The sequence below is a fragment of the Escherichia sp. 93.0816 genome, assembly GCF_013368855.2.
GTDB lineage: Bacteria > Pseudomonadota > Gammaproteobacteria > Enterobacterales > Enterobacteriaceae > Escherichia > Escherichia ruysiae.
In genome coordinates, this window is sequence record NZ_JABWNC020000022.1 from 12,870 (window position 1) to 30,294 (window position 17,425).

A 17,425-nucleotide genomic window follows, 5' to 3' on the forward strand; every position below is an offset into this window, starting at 1 on the left:
AGTTACATCTGAATTAATGAAATTTCCGATACTGACATCAGCGTCTTACAGTCATTGTGTATATTAGCTAACGGATAATGATATGAATTACAGCGTAAGAGTTTTTCTCTCGTTAATAGGATTTTTGACATGATTCGTATTATACAACGAGCATTAATCTGTTGGGTTTTATGCGTCAATGTCACCTCAGCGCAAGAGCTGGTGATTGCTACAACGCTTTCTTCGGAAGCGACGGAGCACATTATCAGTCAATGGCAAAAACAACCACTGGCAACCAAAATCCGAACGCTTAACCGAACCAGTGCATCCATTGAGCGCCTGCTGGAAAATCCATTGGGTGAAAATATTGATCTGGTACTGAGTTCATCTCCCATGTTGCTACAGCGGTTGCAAAGTAAAAATCTGCTCCAGCCATTTAATAATCAAATAGAAACAAGCAGAAAGTTAGTACCCGAATCTATTCGTTCAACCACCGTTGCGGTTGCAGTATCGGGCTATGGCATCCTGATCAATGTGGCGCATCTGGAAGATAAAAATGAACCAGTACCGACTTCATGGAAGGAATTGAGCAGGTCACGTTATCAAGGAACACTATTAATGAGCAGCCCTTCACGTTCAGATACCACACATCTGATGATTGAAGATCTCCTGCAACAACAAGGATGGAGTAATGGTTGGGGTACTCTACTGAAAATAGGCGGCAATCTCGCTACCATTTCATCACGCAGCTTTGGCGTAGCAAATAAGATCAGTACAGGGCTGGGAGACGCTGGTCCAGTCATCGACAATTACGCTAACGTACTGCTTAATAATTCAACTTTACGTTTCAGTTATTTTCCCAACTCTCGCGCAGCGCCAATGTTTATTGCCATCGCAAACGGTAGTAAACATCCACAGGAGGCGGGGCGTTTTATTAATTTTTTGTTGAGCCAGGAAGGACAACAGGCATTAAGCGATTCTGATTCAGGAAAGTATCCGGTATATCCGCTACCCTCCGGTACGCCACTCGCGGATCAACAACTGCGATTATTTGCCTCCCTTTCCCTTGATTATCCGTTGATTATGCAGCGCCAAAAGCTTGTGCAATTGTTATTTGATAATGCGATTACTTTTCGCCTTACCGAGCTTCAAAACAGTTGGAAATCATTATATGCCGCAGAACATCGGCTTAAACGTAAATTGCCAGATGTGCGCGCATTATTAACAGCGGTTCCTGTTACCCCAGAGCAGTCCGTTAATTCCATGTACCTGCAGCAATTCGAACTGCAATCAGGCTTTCGTGAAGCTCAGCTCATGGCATGGCAGCAGTTTTTCCTGCATCAGCAGCAATTGGTGAACACACAACTTGAGTCGTTAAAGTGAAACAACTACATACTATAGGGACGAGCTTACGGCTCGCCTTTGTTTTTAGCGCAGTTCTTACGCTATTCGTTAGCGTAGTCAGCCTCTATTCCTGGTATGAACAAAATTCTCAGGTTCGCTACGCGCTTGATGATTATTTCCCGAGGATTCAGGCTTCATTTCTTTTTGAAGAAAACCTCACCGCATTGGTAAACGAATTTAATGAGCTGCAACAGACAACCAATACCGCTAGTCGTCTTCAGGTAAGGGAGCAAATTGAACAACGGCTACAAAAAATTAAGGCTATTAACCCTCATCTTGATTCAGTACATCAACGTGCGCTTAACCAACAGGTCGCCAGTAGTGACAGACTGCTTAACAAGCTCGATAACGCATTGAACAACAACAATCAGGAAAAAGGAAAACTCGACGTTATATCCTCAAGAGTTAACTGGCTGCATGATGACTTTAATAATGAACTCAACTCACTTACTCAGGATTTAAGTTGGCAACAATCGTCGTTGCTAAATCAACTCAGCCAACAAAAAGATCTACCCGAAAAACAGAGTTTGCAAAATGCTCAGCAAACCATTCAAAAAGAATTGCAGCTCGTTTTCGAACTTTCCCATATAGAAACCCAAATCGTCAGTACGCTAAAGGAGATGCTTAACACGCATAGTGGAGATATAGACGCGTTAAAACAACATATTCAGTATTTGAATTTTTTGAAACACAGCATTGACGAAAATGTGCGGTCGTTATCCTCTTATTCCAGTACCATCACATTACACCAGACAGTTTATTCCTTGTGGGAGTTGGGTACTCAGCAAAATTATCTACCCGGAACCCTGGCTGCCTGGCAACAAGCTCAACAAACTCTCGTGAGCACTATCGGGGATAAAGAGCGTGTATTTACGCAAATACGCGGTCAATTAGAAACGCAATTAGGTAATAGCCATCAACAATTGCAAACATTCAATCTCCGATTGGAAAAAATAATGCAAATCAGCGGGCTATTGATTTTGGCGGCTATGGTTACCGCCTTACTATTCGTCATTCTGGTAAATTACCTCTACATTCGTCCCAGAATGATCCGCCGATTTCAGTTATTGAATGATGCCGTTGTCAAGTTAAGCAATGGTGAACTTGATGCTGATATCCCGGTCTCCGGCAACGATGAACTTGGGAGAATTGCCAACCTGCTCCGCCAGACTATTGAAAAAATTAATCAACAGCAACGTCAACTGGGACAGGAAATATGCGAGCGTATTGCGACAGAAAAAAACCTTCGTACAACACAAAGTGAATTGATCCAAACTGCAAAACTGGCCGTGGTTGGGCAGACAATGACAACACTGGCACATGAAATTAATCAACCACTTAATGCATTATCTATGTATCTTTTCAGCGCCAACCGCGCGCTGGAACAACAAGACGTTGGTTTGGTGAAAAATTATATTGTCACAATGCGATCGTTGGTCGAGCGCATGGATAACATCGTGAAAAGATTGCGCAACTTTGCCCGCCGTCGAGATAGTGAACTGGCTGGCGGTGCAATCAATTTACAGCAGGTAATTTATTCATCCTGGGAACTTCTGGCGTTGAAACATCGACCACTGAAGGCCTCTCTTCACTACCCTGATAATTTCCTTGCCGTTTATGGCGATGATGTTTTGATTCAACAAGTTTTAGTTAATTTGTTTACGAATGCCCTGGAAGCCACTCTGGAGCAATCACCCACAATAACCATCAGCTTTGAAGAAGAAGCCTCCACTGTAACGCTATATATTGCTGATAATGGAAAAGGCTGGCCAGTGCATCTGGCTGATCGACTATTAACGCCTTTTACCACGGACAAAGCTGTAGGTTTGGGTATTGGCCTTTCGATTAGCCATTCTATTATGCGCCAGTGCCAGGGAGAGTTATATATCGCGTCAACTCTCGACCGCCATGCGCTGGTTATTCTACGTTTCAGGAAACTTTAAGCATGACAGACACCACCCCAACAATTTTGATGACGACAATGATGTTCTGCAAGCCTACAGCACTCTCTTACAACAAGAGGGTTATGTCGTATGTACCTGTAGCAACCCTTCCGAGGCTCTACAATTACTGCAAAACACGTGGGAAGGCATCGTGGTGTGCGACGTTTGTATGCCGGATATTTCAGGCATCACGCTGCTGGAAAAAATAATGCTGATTGACCCTAATCTTCCCATTCTGATGATCACCGGGCATGGCGATGTCCCCATGGCAGTTGAAGCAGTAAAAAAGGGAGCGTGGGATTTCCTGCAAAAGCCGATCAATCCGGAACAATTTCTATCGCTTATCGAGAAAGCACTGGCTGAACGTGAAGCTTATCTGGAACAAAAAAAGTGGCGACACGCTCAGTTTAATCGGCACTTAATCGGTAACAGCGGTTGGATTCGCCAGACACGCCAACAGCTTGAAACGCTGGCAGAAACCGATCTTCCCGTCTGCTTTTACGGCGAACCAGGCACAGGAAGAACATTAGCCGCCCACTATCTTCATCAATTTAGTTCTCGCAAGGAAAGGCCTTTAATTGAACGCACACTCAGCGCCAATAGCCCGCAGCCGTTGGAAGAATGGGTGAAAGAAGCAAAAGGTGGCACGCTGTTATTAAAAGAACTTGAGCATTTAACGCCAGAAAATCAGCGCGCCTTGATCCAGTACCAGGAAAGACCCCAGGATCGGTCATTTCGTCTGATTGTTGTTAATCAAAGCCCTCTGGCTGAACTGGCTGCCGCACAAAAAATTATTCCTGCATTGTATTTTCTTTTTTCACTCACCCACATTGAATGCCCACCACTCAGCCAGCGACCGGGGGATATTGAACCTATTTTTCACCATTATCTGACCCTCACCTGTAAGCGATTAAATCGCCAGCAACCATTGCTGGGAAAAGCTTTTTATAAGCGACTGATGGCGCGTACCTGGCCTGGTAATATTATTGAATTGGTAAATGCGGCAGAACTGGTGGCAGTCGGCGTTTTAATGCTGGACGATTCGGTCAGTTTGCAGATGATGGAGACGGATCCAGCACCGCTGGATGAACTCGTAGAATCTTATGAAAAACAAATAATTATTGATGCACTCAACTTCCATCAGGGTCGTATCAACGACGTTGCTGATTACTTTCAGATACCCAGAAAAAAGCTGTATTTACGCATGAAAAAATACGGTATTGATAAAATGGATTTTCGCTATGAAAAGAAAGACAAAAAGACACAAACTCAATGAGTTATGTTGCTAATGTAGATTTTCAGGCACAAAAAAAGCGCCGTGCGGCGCTTTTTTCGGAAATCCGGTCTTATTTGCTGCCCGGGATGCTGAAACGCTTGTTGAAGCGGTCAACACGGCCACCGGTAGCAACATCACGCTGTTTGCCAGTGAAGAACGGGTGGCACTTGCTGCACACGTCGAGGTTCAGGTCATGACCAACGGTGGAGCGGATTTTCATTACGTTACCGCAAGAGCAGCTAGCAGTAATTTCTTCGTATTTCGGGTGAATATCTTTTTTCATGGGAAAACCTCGGTTTAAGGCCGCGTCGCTCTTCCAGCCCTAACGCCAGACACCACGCGATGTTTAAAGTATAGTTTCAATACGATCATTTCGTATCAAAGGCGCCGAATCATACAGAAATTAACCAGCGTATGCAAACTGATCCGCACTCCTCTACGGCAATGTGTATACTGTTCCACCGAATTTCAAGTCAGGATGATGCTATGCCCGTTGCTCACGTTGCCTTGCCCGTTCCGCTTCCCCGAACCTTTGACTATCTGCTGCCTGAAGGCATGACGGTTAAAGCCGGGTGTCGCGTGCGCGTGCCGTTTGGTAAACAGCAAGAACGCATCGGGATTGTGGTGTCCGTTAGCGATGTCAGCGAGCTGCCGCTCAACGAGCTAAAAGCGGTAGTTGAAGTGCTGGACGTTGAGCCGGTATTTACTCACTCCGTCTGGCGATTACTGCTATGGGCGGCGGATTACTATCATCATCCAATTGGCGATGTGTTGTTTCATGCCTTGCCGATTTTACTGCGCCAGGGGCGGCCTGCGACGAACGCGCCCATGTGGTACTGGTTTGCCACCGAACAAGGCCAGGCGGTGGATATCAACAACCTGAAACGTTCGCCAAAGCAACAACAGGCGCTGGCAGCGTTGCGACAAGGGAAAATCTGGCGCGACCAGGTTGCCACTCTCGAATTTAATGATGCCGCGTTGCAGGCGCTGCGTAAAAAAGGTTTGTGCGAACTGGCAAGCGAAACACCGGAATTTATTGACTGGCGAACGAACTATGCCGTTTCTGGCGAGCGGTTGCGACTAAACACTGAACAAGCCACCGCCGTTGGCGCCATCCATAGCGCGGCAGATACCTTTTCCGCCTGGCTGCTGGCGGGCGTCACCGGCTCCGGTAAAACGGAAGTTTATCTCAGTGTACTGGAAAACGTGCTCGCTCAGGGCAAACAGGCGCTGGTAATGGTGCCGGAAATCGGCCTGACACCACAAACTATCGCCCGTTTTCGTGAACGCTTTAATGCGCCCGTAGAAGTTCTGCATTCTGGCCTGAACGATAGCGAACGTCTTTCTGCGTGGCTGAAAGCAAAAAATGGCGAGGCGGCGATTGTGATTGGCACTCGCTCCGCGCTGTTTACACCGTTTAAAAATCTCGGCGTGATTGTCATCGACGAAGAACATGACAGCTCCTACAAGCAACAGGAAGGCTGGCGCTACCATGCCCGCGACCTGGCGGTGTATCGCGCTCACAGTGAGCAAATCCCGATAATTCTTGGTTCGGCAACGCCCGCACTGGAAACGTTATGTAATGTGCAGCAGAAAAAATATCGCCTGCTGCGCCTGACGCGCCGAGCGGGGAATGCGCGTCCGGCAATTCAACACGTGCTGGATTTAAAAGGTCAGAAGGTGCAGGCGGGGCTGGCTCCGGCGTTGATCACCCGTATGCGCCAGCATTTACAGGCCAACAATCAGGTCATCCTCTTTCTTAACCGCCGGGGCTTTGCGCCTGCGCTGCTGTGCCACGACTGTGGCTGGATAGCCGAATGCCCGCGCTGCGATCACTACTATACATTGCATCAGGCGCAGCAGCATCTGCGCTGTCATCACTGCGACAGCCAGCGCCCAGTGCCGCGCCAGTGCCCTTCCTGCGGCTCCACACATCTTGTGCCCGTGGGCCTGGGCACCGAACAGCTTGAGCAGACGCTTGCCCCGATGTTCCCTGGTGTACCCATTTCACGTATTGATCGTGACACTACCAGTCGCAAAGGCGCGCTGGAGCAACAACTGGCGGAAGTACATCGCGGCGGCGCGCGGATTTTGATTGGCACGCAAATGCTGGCGAAAGGCCACCACTTTCCGGATGTCACACTTGTGGCGTTACTGGACGTGGACGGCGCGCTGTTTTCTGCCGATTTTCGTTCCGCAGAACGTTTCGCCCAGCTTTACACCCAGGTCGCCGGTCGTGCGGGGCGCGCGGGTAAACAGGGCGAAGTGGTGCTGCAAACGCATCATCCGGAACATCCTCTCTTGCAAACATTGCTCTATAAAGGCTATGACGCCTTTGCAGAGCAGGCGCTGGCTGAGCGACGAATGATGCAGCTACCACCGTGGACCAGCCACGTGATTGTGCGCGCCGAAGATCATAACAATCAGCACGCGCCGCTGTTCCTGCAACAGTTGCGAAATCTCATCCTCTCCAGTCCGCTGGCGGATGAGAAACTGTGGGTTCTCGGCCCGGTTCCAGCACTGGCACCCAAACGTGGCGGTCGCTGGCGCTGGCAGATCCTGCTGCAACATCCTTCCCGCGTGCGCTTACAGCACATCATTAACGGTACGCTGGCGCTTATTAATACAATACCGGATTCACGGAAAGTGAAATGGGTGCTGGATGTCGATCCTATTGAGGGTTAAACCGCTAACGATGCGAGGCGGATCGAAAAATTAAATATTCATCACACTTTTCATGAAAATTCTGTAACCGTTTTCACGCGCTATCTGCTAAAAATGTTGCCGATGTGAAGTAAACACGGATGTAGTACGCCTGACGTGCCAGGCGAGGAGTGAGTGTGAAAGCGAAGAAGCAGGAAACTGCCGCAACCATGAAAGACGTCGCCCTGAAAGCAAAAGTTTCTACGGCGACCGTCTCCCGAGCGTTAATGAATCCAGATAAGGTCTCCCTGGCGACTCGTAACCGGGTTGAAAAAGCCGCCCGGGAAGTGGGTTATTTACCGCAGCCGATGGGTCGTAACGTCAAGCGTAATGAATCCCGCACCATTCTGGTGATTGTCCCGGATATCTGCGATCCCTTCTTTAGCGAAATTATTCGCGGTATCGAAATTACGGCAGCAAGTCATGGATATCTGGTACTGATTGGCGACTGTGCACATCAAAACCAGCAGGAAAAAACCTTTATCGACTTGATAATCACTAAGCAAATTGATGGCATGTTGCTGCTTGGTTCAAGGCTGCCGTTTGATGCCAGTATTGAGGAACAGCGTAATCTGCCGCCGATGGTGATGGCGAACGAATTTGCACCGGAGCTGGAACTGCCTACAGTTCATATCGACAACCTGACTGCTGCATTTGATGCGGTAAATTACCTGTATGAACAGGGGCATAAATTGATCGGCTGTATTGCTGGTCCGGAAGAAATGCCGCTGTGTCACTATCGCCTGCAAGGTTACGTTCAGGCTCTGCGTCGCTGCGGAATTATGGTTGATCCACAATATATCGCCCGTGGCGACTTCACCTTCGACGCCGGAAGCAAAGCCATGCAGCAGTTGCTTGACCTTCCGCAACCGCCAACTGCTGTTTTCTGTCATAGCGATGTGATGGCACTTGGCGCGCTTTCGCAGGCGAAACGTCAGGGGCTGAAAGTTCCTGATGACCTTTCCATAATCGGTTTTGATAACATCGACCTGACGCAATTTTGTGATCCGCCACTGACAACCATCGCACAACCGCGCTATGAAATTGGTCGGGAGGCAATGTTGTTATTGCTTGACCAAATGCAGGGGCAAACGGTCGGCAGTGGCTCACGTTTAATGGACTGCGAGCTTATTATCCGGGGATCGACACGCACATTGACTTAAAGTAAACCTTTAAGGCTTCCGTGACTGGTCAAAGGCCCGCCGCTTAAGTAACATGGCGGGCTGACGAACGAATAAATACAGCGAAACGATAGTGGCACAACGAGATTATGTACGCCGCAGCCAACCGGCACCTTCGCGGCGAAAAAAGAGTACCTCACGGAAAAAGCAACGAAATCTGCCTGCGGTTTCTCCCGCAATGGTCGCTATTGCTGCCGCCGTTCTTGTGACCTTTATCGGTGGTCTGTACTTCATTACGCATCACAAGAAAGAAGAGTCCGAGACGCTGCAAAGCCAGAAAGTGACCGGAAACGGACTACCTCCAAAACCGGAAGAACGCTGGCGCTACATTAAAGAGCTGGAAAGTCGCCAGCCGGGTGTGCGTGCGCCAACAGAACCTTCTGCCGGTGGTGAAGTAAAAACGCCGGAGCAACTGACACCAGAACAGCGCCAGCTTCTTGAACAAATGCAGGCCGATATGCGCCAGCAGCCAACGCAGTTAGTTGAAGTTCCGTGGAATGAGCAGACGCCAGAACAGCGCCAGCAAACGCTACAACGCCAGCGTCAGGCGCAGCAGTTAGCGGAACAGCAACGCCTGGCTCAGCAGTCACGTACAACCGAACAAAGCTGGCAGCAGCAGACGCGTACGTCGCAAGCCGCACCGGTTCAGTCACAGCCGCGCCAGTCTAAACCGGCTTCTACTCAGCAGCCGTACCAGGATCTGCTGCAAACCCCTGCGCACACGACCGCGCAGTCGAAGCCGCAGCAAGCCGCGCCAGTTGCTCGTGCAGCTGACGCGCCAAAACCGACGGCGGAGAAAAAAGATGAGCGCCGCTGGATGGTACAGTGCGGTTCGTTCAGAGGCGCAGAACAGGCAGAGACGGTACGTGCTCAACTGGCGTTCGAAGGTTTTGACTCGAAAATTACCACCAACAATGGCTGGAATCGTGTGGTCATTGGCCCGGTGAAAGGCAAAGAGAACGCAGACAGCACCCTCAATCGCCTGAAGATGGCGGGTCATACAAACTGCATTCGGCTCGCCGCCGGGGGTTGAAACCCTCAAAATCCCCCCCATTTATAATTGCATTATGCCCCGTACTTTTGTACGGGGTTTGTACTCTGTATTCGTAACCAAGGGGTCAGCTCGTGACAACTATAGTAAGCGTACGCCGTAACGGCCATGTGGTCATCGCTGGTGATGGTCAGGCCACGTTGGGCAATACCGTAATGAAAGGCAACGTGAAAAAGGTCCGCCGTCTGTACAACGACAAAGTCATCGCGGGCTTTGCGGGCGGTACTGCGGATGCTTTTACGCTGTTCGAACTGTTTGAACGTAAACTGGAAATGCATCAGGGCCATCTGGTTAAAGCTGCCGTTGAACTGGCAAAAGACTGGCGTACCGATCGCATGTTGCGCAAACTTGAAGCACTGCTGGCAGTCGCGGATGAAACCGCTTCGCTGATCATCACCGGTAATGGTGACGTAGTGCAGCCAGAAAACGATCTTATTGCTATCGGCTCCGGCGGACCTTATGCCCAGGCGGCGGCGCGCGCACTGTTAGAAAACACTGAACTGAGTGCTCGTGAAATTGCTGAAAAGGCGTTGGATATTGCAGGCGACATTTGCATCTATACCAACCATTTCCATACCATCGAAGAATTAAGCTACAAAGCGTAAGGATCTCCCATGTCTGAAATGACCCCACGCGAAATCGTCAGCGAACTTGATAAGCACATCATTGGCCAGGATAACGCCAAGCGTTCCGTGGCGATTGCACTGCGTAACCGCTGGCGTCGTATGCAGCTCAACGAAGAGCTGCGCCATGAAGTGACCCCGAAAAATATCCTGATGATCGGCCCGACTGGCGTCGGTAAAACTGAAATCGCCCGCCGCCTGGCAAAACTGGCAAACGCGCCGTTCATCAAAGTTGAAGCGACCAAATTCACCGAAGTCGGTTATGTGGGTAAAGAAGTCGATTCTATCATCCGCGATCTGACCGATGCCGCCGTGAAAATGGTGCGTGTACAAGCTATCGAGAAAAACCGTTATCGCGCGGAAGAACTGGCAGAAGAACGTATTCTCGACGTGCTGATCCCACCAGCTAAAAACAACTGGGGACAGACCGAACAGCAGCAGGAGCCGTCCGCTGCCCGTCAGGCATTCCGCAAAAAACTGCGTGAAGGCCAGCTCGATGACAAAGAAATCGAGATCGATCTTGCCGCAGCACCGATGGGCGTTGAAATTATGGCGCCTCCGGGAATGGAAGAGATGACCAGCCAGTTGCAGTCCATGTTCCAGAACCTGGGCGGTCAGAAGCAAAAAGCGCGTAAGTTGAAAATCAAAGACGCCATGAAGCTGCTGATTGAAGAAGAAGCGGCGAAACTGGTTAACCCGGAAGAACTGAAGCAAGACGCTATCGACGCCGTTGAACAACACGGGATCGTGTTTATCGACGAAATCGACAAAATCTGTAAGCGCGGCGAGTCTTCTGGTCCGGATGTTTCTCGTGAAGGCGTTCAGCGTGACCTGCTGCCGCTGGTAGAAGGTTGCACCGTTTCTACCAAACACGGGATGGTCAAAACTGACCACATTCTGTTTATCGCTTCTGGTGCATTCCAGGTAGCGAAACCGTCTGACCTGATCCCGGAACTGCAAGGTCGTCTGCCGATCCGCGTCGAACTCCAGGCGCTGACCACCAGCGACTTCGAGCGCATTCTGACCGAGCCGAATGCCTCTATCACCGTGCAATACAAAGCACTGATGGCGACTGAAGGCGTGAATATCGAATTTACGGATTCCGGTATTAAGCGTATCGCGGAAGCGGCATGGCAGGTGAACGAATCTACCGAAAACATCGGTGCACGTCGTTTACATACCGTTCTGGAGCGTTTGATGGAAGAGATTTCCTACGACGCCAGCGATTTAAGCGGTCAAACTATCACCATTGACGCAGATTATGTGAGCAAACATCTGGATGCGTTGGTGGCAGATGAAGATCTGAGCCGTTTTATCCTATAATCGCGTTCAATCATTTTCATCATTGTTTGATGGGGCTGAAAGGCCCCATTTTTATTGGCGCGTATTATGACTGAACAACAAATTAGCCGAACTCAGGCGTGGCTGGAAAGTTTACGACCTAAAACCCTCCCCCTCGCCTTTGCTGCAATTATCGTCGGGACAGCACTGGCATGGTGGCAAGGTCACTTCGATCCACTGGTCGCCCTGCTGGCACTGATTACCGCCGGACTGCTTCAAATTCTCTCTAACCTCGCCAATGATTACGGCGATGCCGTCAAAGGCAGCGACAAACCTGACCGTATCGGGCCGCTACGTGGTATGCAAAAAGGGGTTATTACCCAGCAAGAGATGAAACGGGCGCTCATCATTACCGTCGTGCTCATCTGTCTCTCCGGACTGGCGCTGGTCGCAGTGGCGTGCCATACGCTGACCGATTTTGTCGGCTTCCTGATTCTGGGCGGTTTGTCGATCATCGCCGCTATCACCTACACCGTGGGCAATCGCCCTTATGGTTATATCGGTCTGGGTGATATTTCCGTACTGGTTTTCTTTGGCTGGTTGAGCGTGATGGGGAGCTGGTATTTGCAGGCGCATACGTTGATTCCGGCATTGATCCTTCCGGCGACCGCCTGTGGCCTGCTGGCAACAGCGGTTCTGAACATTAACAACCTGCGTGATATCAATAGCGACCGCGAGAATGGCAAAAACACGCTGGTGGTGCGCTTAGGTGCAGTAAACGCACGTCGTTACCATGCCTGCCTGCTGATGGGCTCACTGGTGTGCCTGACGCTGTTTAATCTCTTTTCGCTGCACAGCCTGTGGGGCTGGTTGTTCCTGCTGGCAACGCCGTTATTGGTGAAACAGGCTCGTTATGTGATGCGTGAAATGGATCCGGTAGCGATGCGACCAATGCTGGAACGCACTGTCAAGGGCGCATTACTGACTAACTTGCTGTTTGTTTTAGGGATATTCCTAAGCCAGTGGGCAGCATAACTGACAAATATCAATTAACAATTGATGATTTTGCCAACAACCCACATAGCGCGATATACTGAAAATTCTCGCAGCAACTGAATGTTAAGCCTATGAAATACGATACTTCCGAGCTTTGTGACATCTATCAAGAAGATGTCAACGTCGTGGAACCGCTGTTCTCCAACTTTGGTGGACGGGCGTCGTTTGGCGGACAAATCATCACGGTAAAATGTTTCGAGGACAACGGGTTGCTGTATGATCTGCTCGAACAGAATGGTCGTGGTCGTGTTCTTGTCGTCGATGGCGGTGGTTCTGTTCGTCGCGCACTGGTCGATGCTGAACTGGCGCGTCTGGCAGTACAAAATGAATGGGAAGGGCTGGTCATTTACGGCGCGGTGCGTCAGGTAGATGATCTGGAAGAGTTAGATATCGGCATCCAGGCGATGGCGGCAATTCCGGTCGGTGCTGCTGGCGAAGGCATTGGCGAAAGCGATGTCCGCGTCAACTTTGGCGGCGTCACCTTCTTCTCCGGCGACCATCTCTACGCCGACAATACCGGGATTATTCTTTCTGAAGATCCGCTGGATATCGAGTGATAAAAAAGGCACCGTAAGGTGCCTTTTTTCTGCGTTACCTGTTGGCCTACACAGTAAATCAATTACGCGAAAGATGAAGCGTAATCAGACCTCTTCCATGCGACCCAGCAGAGCCTGCAGACGTTCCTGCCAGCCGTTCTGCTGTTCTTTCAGATGGTTGTTCTCACGCTCCAGCTCTTCACGCTGATGCTGGGCATTCTGAACTTCCTGCGACAGTGAGTTGTTTTTTTCTTTCAGCTCTTCGATTTCCATCTGCAACAAAGTGATGGTATCAATCGCCTGCTGTACTTTTGCTTCCAGTTTCTCGAACACTTCTAATGACATTGTCATACCTCTCCTGAATTGCAAGGCGTTGATGGATATAAATCCTCGTCCCGATTATCGGTGACGCCTTAATAAATACGTGCGCGTTTTCGTTAGCTCCGATTGTATGAAGCCGCGCTATCTCTGTCCAGCAGCATGCCTTGCAGATTCCAGTTTGCCACACTTTTCATCCTTCTCCTGGTGACATAATCCACACGAATCGAAAATGTTAAAAAATTTGTTGCAAGAATAATTTAACAAACGTGCATCATGTAAGAAAATATGAAAGAAATGGCGCGATAACGCTCATTTTATGACGCGGCACACACATTTTGATTTCGATATTTCTCGTTTTTGCTCGTTAACGATAAATTCACAGGATGCCTACAAGCATCGTGAACGTCAGTGACTTTCACGCTTACAACAAACATTAACTCTTCAGGATCCGATTATGAGTCAAACATCAACCTTGAAAGGCCAGTGCATTGCCGAATTCCTAGGGACCGGGTTGTTGATTTTTTTCGGTGTGGGTTGCGTTGCAGCACTTAAAGTCGCTGGTGCGTCTTTTGGTCAGTGGGAAATCAGTGTCATATGGGGACTAGGGGTGGCAATGGCCATCTACCTGACCGCAGGGGTTTCCGGCGCGCATCTTAATCCCGCTGTCACTATTGCGTTGTGGCTGTTTGCCTGTTTCGACAAGCGAAAAGTTATTCCTTTTATCATTTCACAAGTTGCCGGTGCTTTCTGCGCTGCGGCATTAGTTTACGGGCTTTACTACAATTTATTCCTCGACTTCGAACAGACCCATCATATTGTTCGCGGCAGCGTCGAAAGTGTTGATCTGGCGGGCACATTCTCTACTTACCCTAACCCTCATATCAATTTTGTGCAGGCTTTCGCAGTTGAAATGGTGATTACCGCTATTCTGATGGGGCTGATCCTGGCGCTCACGGACGATGGTAACGGTGTACCGCGTGGGCCATTGGCACCGTTGTTGATTGGTCTACTGATTGCGGTCATCGGCGCATCTATGGGGCCATTGACGGGCTTTGCCATGAACCCAGCGCGTGACTTCGGTCCGAAAGTCTTTGCCTGGCTGGCGGGCTGGGGCAAGGTCGCCTTTACTGGCGGCAGAGACATTCCTTACTTCCTTGTGCCGCTTTTTGGCCCTATCGTTGGCGCGATTGTAGGTGCATTTGCCTACCGCAAACTGATTGGCCGCCATTTGCCTTGCGATATCTGTGTTGTGGAAGAAAAGGAGATCACAACTCCTTCAGAACAAAAAGCTTCACTGTAATGTGACTACGGGACAATTAAACATGACTGAAAAAAAATATATCGTTGCGCTCGACCAGGGCACCACCAGCTCCCGCGCAGTCGTGATGGATCACGATGCCAATATCATTAGCGTGTCACAGCGCGAATTTGAGCAAATCTACCCAAAACCAGGCTGGGTAGAACACGACCCAATGGAAATCTGGGCCACCCAAAGCTCTACGCTGGTAGAAGTGCTGGCGAAAGCCGATATCAGTTCCGATCAAATTGCAGCTATTGGGATTACTAACCAGCGAGAAACCACTATCGTCTGGGAAAAAGAAACCGGCAAGCCTATCTATAACGCCATTGTCTGGCAGTGCCGTCGTACCGCTGAGATCTGCGAGCATCTCAAACGCGATGGCATGGAAGAGTACATTCGTAATAACACCGGTCTGGTCATTGACCCGTACTTCTCTGGCACCAAAGTGAAGTGGATCCTCGACCATGTGGAAGGCTCCCGCGAGCGTGCGCGTCGTGGTGAACTGCTGTTTGGTACGGTTGATACCTGGCTTATCTGGAAAATGACTCAAGGTCGCGTTCACGTGACCGATTACACCAACGCGTCTCGCACCATGTTGTTCAACATCCATACTCTGGACTGGGACGACAAAATGCTCGACGCACTGGATATCCCGCGCGAGATGCTGCCAGAAGTGCGTCGCTCTTCGGAAGTATACGGTCAGACCAACATCGGCGGTAAAGGCGGCACGCGTATTCCGATCGCCGGGATCGCGGGTGATCAGCAGGCGGCGCTATTCGGTCAGTTGTGCGTTAAAGAAGGGATGGCGAAGAATACCTATGGTACAGGCTGCTTTATGTTGATGAATACCGGTGAGAAAGCGGTGACATCAGAAAACGGCCTGCTGACCACCATCGCCTGTGGCCCGACTGGCGAAGTGAACTATGCGCTGGAAGGCGCGGTATTTATGGCGGGCGCATCGATTCAGTGGTTGCGCGATGAGATGAAGCTGATTAGCGATGCCGACGATTCCGAATACTTTGCCACCAAAGTGCAAAATACCAACGGCGTATATGTCGTTCCGGCCTTTACCGGTCTGGGCGCGCCGTACTGGGATCCGTATGCGCGCGGGGCGATTTTCGGTCTGACTCGTGGGGTGAATGCTAACCACATCATCCGCGCGACGCTGGAGTCGATTGCTTATCAGACGCGTGACGTACTGGAAGCAATGCAGGCCGACTCCGGTATTCGTCTGCACGCACTGCGCGTGGATGGCGGCGCGGTGGCGAACAATTTCCTGATGCAGTTCCAGTCTGACATCCTCGGCACTCGCGTTGAGCGCCCGGAAGTGCGCGAAGTGACCGCATTGGGTGCAGCGTATCTTGCTGGTCTGGCGGTTGGCTTCTGGCAGAACCTTGACGAGCTGCAAGAGAAAGCGGTGATTGAACGCGAGTTCCGCCCTGGCATTGAAACCACCGAGCGTAATTACCGTTACGCTGGCTGGAAAAAAGCGGTTAAACGCGCGATGGCGTGGGAAGAACACGAGGAGTGATGCCAGGCATCTGACCAATTGCCTGATGCTCATCGCCTGATGCGACGCTGACGCGTCTTATCAGGCCTACGAGGCGGATACATATCCGGCATCATACAGACTCTGAAACCGTGCGGGGGCAACCCCGCACACATCAATAATCCCGCCCTTCCCCTGTGCTACACTTCGCGCCATTCCTTACTGCTTAGAGTTTGCTATGAGACGAGAACTTGCCATCGAATTTTCCCGCGTCACCGAATCTGCGGCGCTGGCTGGCTACAAATGGTTAGGACGCGGCGATAAAAACACCGCTGACGGCGCGGCGGTAAACGCCATGCGTATTATGCTCAACCAGGTCAACATTGACGGCACCATCGTCATTGGTGAAGGCGAAATCGACGAAGCACCGATGCTCTACATTGGTGAAAAAGTCGGTACTGGTCGCGGCGATGCGGTAGATATTGCTGTTGACCCAATTGAAGGCACGCGCATGACGGCGATGGGTCAGGCTAACGCGCTGGCAGTGCTGGCTGTCGGCGATAAAGGCTGCTTCCTTAATGCGCCGGATATGTATATGGAAAAGCTGATCGTCGGACCGGGAGCTAAGGGCACCATTGATCTGAATCTGCCGCTGGCGGATAACCTGCGCAATGTTGCAGCGGCACTCGGCAAACCGTTAAGCGAACTGACGGTCACTATTCTGGCGAAACCGCGCCACGACGCGGTTATCGCAGAAATGCAGCAACTCGGCGTGCGCGTATTTGCTATTCCAGATGGCGATGTCGCAGCCTCGATTCTCACCTGTATGCCAGACAGTGAAGTTGACGTGCTGTACGGTATTGGCGGTGCGCCGGAAGGCGTGGTTTCAGCGGCGGTGATCCGCGCATTAAATGGCGACATGAATGGTCGTCTGCTGGCTCGTCATGACGTCAAAGGTGACAACGAAGAGAATCGTCGCATTGGCGAACAGGAGCTGGCACGCTGCAAAGCGATGGGCATTGAAGCGGGTAAAGTGCTGCGTCTGGGCGATATGGCGCGTAGCGATAACGTCATCTTCTCTGCCACCGGTATCACCAAAGGCGATCTGCTGGAAGGGATTAGCCGCAAAGGCAATATCGCCACCACCGAAACGCTGCTAATCCGTGGCAAATCCCGCACTATTCGCCGTATTCAGTCCATCCATTATCTGGATCGTAAAGACCCGGAAATGCAGGAACACATTCTCTGATTGATTTGATCGATTGAGCCTTCCAGTCCTTCG

15 protein-coding genes are annotated in these 17,425 nt (G+C 50.4%); 13 read left to right on the top strand and 2 right to left on the bottom strand.

Annotated features, from left to right (window positions below):
- Positions 1 to 129 precede the first annotated feature (129 nt).
- From HEM79_RS18335 to pgtA, 3 genes are read left to right on the top strand one after another with little or no spacing between them, the layout of a single operon-like run.
- Positions 130 to 1,362, top strand: coding sequence for an ABC transporter substrate-binding protein (locus HEM79_RS18335; RefSeq protein WP_176242507.1), 1,233 nt, complete (start codon positions 130 to 132; stop codon positions 1,360 to 1,362).
- Positions 1,359 to 3,326 carry an ATP-binding protein gene (locus tag HEM79_RS22925; RefSeq protein ID WP_176242509.1) on the top strand — a complete coding sequence of 656 codons (1,968 nt, stop codon included), beginning with the start codon at positions 1,359 to 1,361 and terminating at the stop codon, positions 3,324 to 3,326. Before HEM79_RS18335 ends, HEM79_RS22925 begins: the two co-directional genes overlap by 4 nt.
- Complete coding sequence (gene pgtA / locus HEM79_RS18345; RefSeq protein ID WP_176242511.1) at positions 3,292 to 4,602, top strand: two-component system response regulator PgtA; 1,311 nt, start codon at positions 3,292 to 3,294, stop codon at positions 4,600 to 4,602. Before HEM79_RS22925 ends, pgtA begins: the two co-directional genes overlap by 35 nt.
- A 70-nt stretch (positions 4,603 to 4,672) precedes the next feature.
- On the opposite strand, the gene rpmE is transcribed toward pgtA, so the two are convergent.
- Positions 4,673 to 4,885: a 50S ribosomal protein L31 gene (gene rpmE, locus HEM79_RS18350; protein ID WP_000710770.1), complete on the bottom strand. Its 213-nt coding sequence runs from the start codon at positions 4,883 to 4,885 to the stop codon at positions 4,673 to 4,675.
- 203 nt (positions 4,886 to 5,088) lie between these two features.
- Here rpmE and priA point away from each other — a divergent pair, with 203 nt between their 5' ends.
- From priA to rraA, 7 genes are all read left to right on the top strand, one after another.
- Entirely contained in the window at positions 5,089 to 7,287 is a 2,199-nt protein-coding gene (gene priA, locus HEM79_RS18355; RefSeq protein ID WP_176242513.1) for a primosomal protein N', read from the top strand.
- 155 nt (positions 7,288 to 7,442) lie between these two features.
- Complete coding sequence (gene cytR, locus HEM79_RS18360; RefSeq protein WP_000644887.1) at positions 7,443 to 8,468, top strand: DNA-binding transcriptional regulator CytR; 1,026 nt, start codon at positions 7,443 to 7,445, stop codon at positions 8,466 to 8,468.
- A gap of 91 nt (positions 8,469 to 8,559) precedes the next feature.
- Positions 8,560 to 9,519, top strand: a complete 960-nt coding sequence (gene ftsN / locus HEM79_RS18365) for a cell division protein FtsN (RefSeq protein ID WP_000068842.1) — start codon at positions 8,560 to 8,562, stop codon at positions 9,517 to 9,519.
- Positions 9,520 to 9,611: 92 nt separating this feature from the next.
- The gene (hslV, locus tag HEM79_RS18370) at positions 9,612 to 10,142 is read left to right on the top strand and encodes an ATP-dependent protease subunit HslV (protein WP_000208242.1); all 531 of its coding nucleotides are present in this window, start codon (positions 9,612 to 9,614) and stop codon (positions 10,140 to 10,142) included.
- Between the two features lie 9 nt (positions 10,143 to 10,151).
- Positions 10,152 to 11,483, top strand: a complete 1,332-nt coding sequence (gene hslU / locus HEM79_RS18375) for an HslU--HslV peptidase ATPase subunit (protein ID WP_001293348.1) — start codon at positions 10,152 to 10,154, stop codon at positions 11,481 to 11,483.
- A 66-nt stretch (positions 11,484 to 11,549) separates the two neighbouring features.
- A complete protein-coding gene (menA, locus tag HEM79_RS18380) occupies positions 11,550 to 12,476 on the top strand; it encodes a 1,4-dihydroxy-2-naphthoate polyprenyltransferase (protein ID WP_176242515.1) in 927 nt (308 codons plus the stop codon).
- 92 nt (positions 12,477 to 12,568) lie between these two features.
- Positions 12,569 to 13,054: a ribonuclease E activity regulator RraA gene (gene rraA / locus HEM79_RS18385; RefSeq protein WP_000872908.1), complete on the top strand. Its 486-nt coding sequence runs from the start codon at positions 12,569 to 12,571 to the stop codon at positions 13,052 to 13,054.
- Between the two features lie 84 nt (positions 13,055 to 13,138).
- On the opposite strand, the gene zapB is transcribed toward rraA, so the two are convergent.
- Positions 13,139 to 13,384 (bottom strand): septal ring assembly protein ZapB, encoded by a 246-nt coding sequence (zapB, locus tag HEM79_RS18390; protein WP_001296623.1) that lies wholly within the window; start codon positions 13,382 to 13,384, stop codon positions 13,139 to 13,141.
- Between the two features lie 424 nt (positions 13,385 to 13,808).
- Here zapB and glpF point away from each other — a divergent pair, with 424 nt between their 5' ends.
- The 3 genes from glpF to glpX all read left to right on the top strand — a co-directional run bounded on the left by glpF (position 13,809) and on the right by glpX (position 17,392).
- Positions 13,809 to 14,654 (top strand): glycerol uptake facilitator protein GlpF, encoded by an 846-nt coding sequence (gene glpF / locus HEM79_RS18395; RefSeq protein WP_000084260.1) that lies wholly within the window; start codon positions 13,809 to 13,811, stop codon positions 14,652 to 14,654.
- A gap of 22 nt (positions 14,655 to 14,676) precedes the next feature.
- Positions 14,677 to 16,185 carry a glycerol kinase GlpK gene (gene glpK, locus HEM79_RS18400; RefSeq protein ID WP_000136801.1) on the top strand — a complete coding sequence of 503 codons (1,509 nt, stop codon included), beginning with the start codon at positions 14,677 to 14,679 and terminating at the stop codon, positions 16,183 to 16,185.
- A gap of 196 nt (positions 16,186 to 16,381) precedes the next feature.
- Positions 16,382 to 17,392 (top strand): class II fructose-bisphosphatase, encoded by a 1,011-nt coding sequence (gene glpX, locus HEM79_RS18405; RefSeq protein WP_176242517.1) that lies wholly within the window; start codon positions 16,382 to 16,384, stop codon positions 17,390 to 17,392.
- The last annotated feature ends 33 nt before the right edge of the window (positions 17,393 to 17,425 follow it).

Excerpts from the sequence above, each read along its gene's own strand:
- rpmE (WP_000710770.1), bottom strand. The coding sequence starts at position 4,885 with ATGAAAAAAGATATTCACCCGAAATACGAAGAAATTACTGCTAGCTGC.
- glpF (WP_000084260.1), top strand. The coding sequence starts at position 13,809 with ATGAGTCAAACATCAACCTTGAAAGGCCAGTGCATTGCCGAATTCCTA.
- glpX (WP_176242517.1), top strand. The coding sequence starts at position 16,382 with ATGAGACGAGAACTTGCCATCGAATTTTCCCGCGTCACCGAATCTGCG.
- glpK (WP_000136801.1), top strand. The coding sequence starts at position 14,677 with ATGACTGAAAAAAAATATATCGTTGCGCTCGACCAGGGCACCACCAGC.
- rraA (WP_000872908.1), top strand. The coding sequence starts at position 12,569 with ATGAAATACGATACTTCCGAGCTTTGTGACATCTATCAAGAAGATGTC.
- hslU (WP_001293348.1), top strand. The coding sequence starts at position 10,152 with ATGTCTGAAATGACCCCACGCGAAATCGTCAGCGAACTTGATAAGCAC.
- zapB (WP_001296623.1), bottom strand. The coding sequence starts at position 13,384 with ATGACAATGTCATTAGAAGTGTTCGAGAAACTGGAAGCAAAAGTACAG.
- pgtA (WP_176242511.1), top strand. The coding sequence starts at position 3,292 with ATGCGCTGGTTATTCTACGTTTCAGGAAACTTTAAGCATGACAGACAC.
- menA (WP_176242515.1), top strand. The coding sequence starts at position 11,550 with ATGACTGAACAACAAATTAGCCGAACTCAGGCGTGGCTGGAAAGTTTA.
- priA (WP_176242513.1), top strand. The coding sequence starts at position 5,089 with ATGCCCGTTGCTCACGTTGCCTTGCCCGTTCCGCTTCCCCGAACCTTT.
- HEM79_RS18335 (WP_176242507.1), top strand. The coding sequence starts at position 130 with ATGATTCGTATTATACAACGAGCATTAATCTGTTGGGTTTTATGCGTC.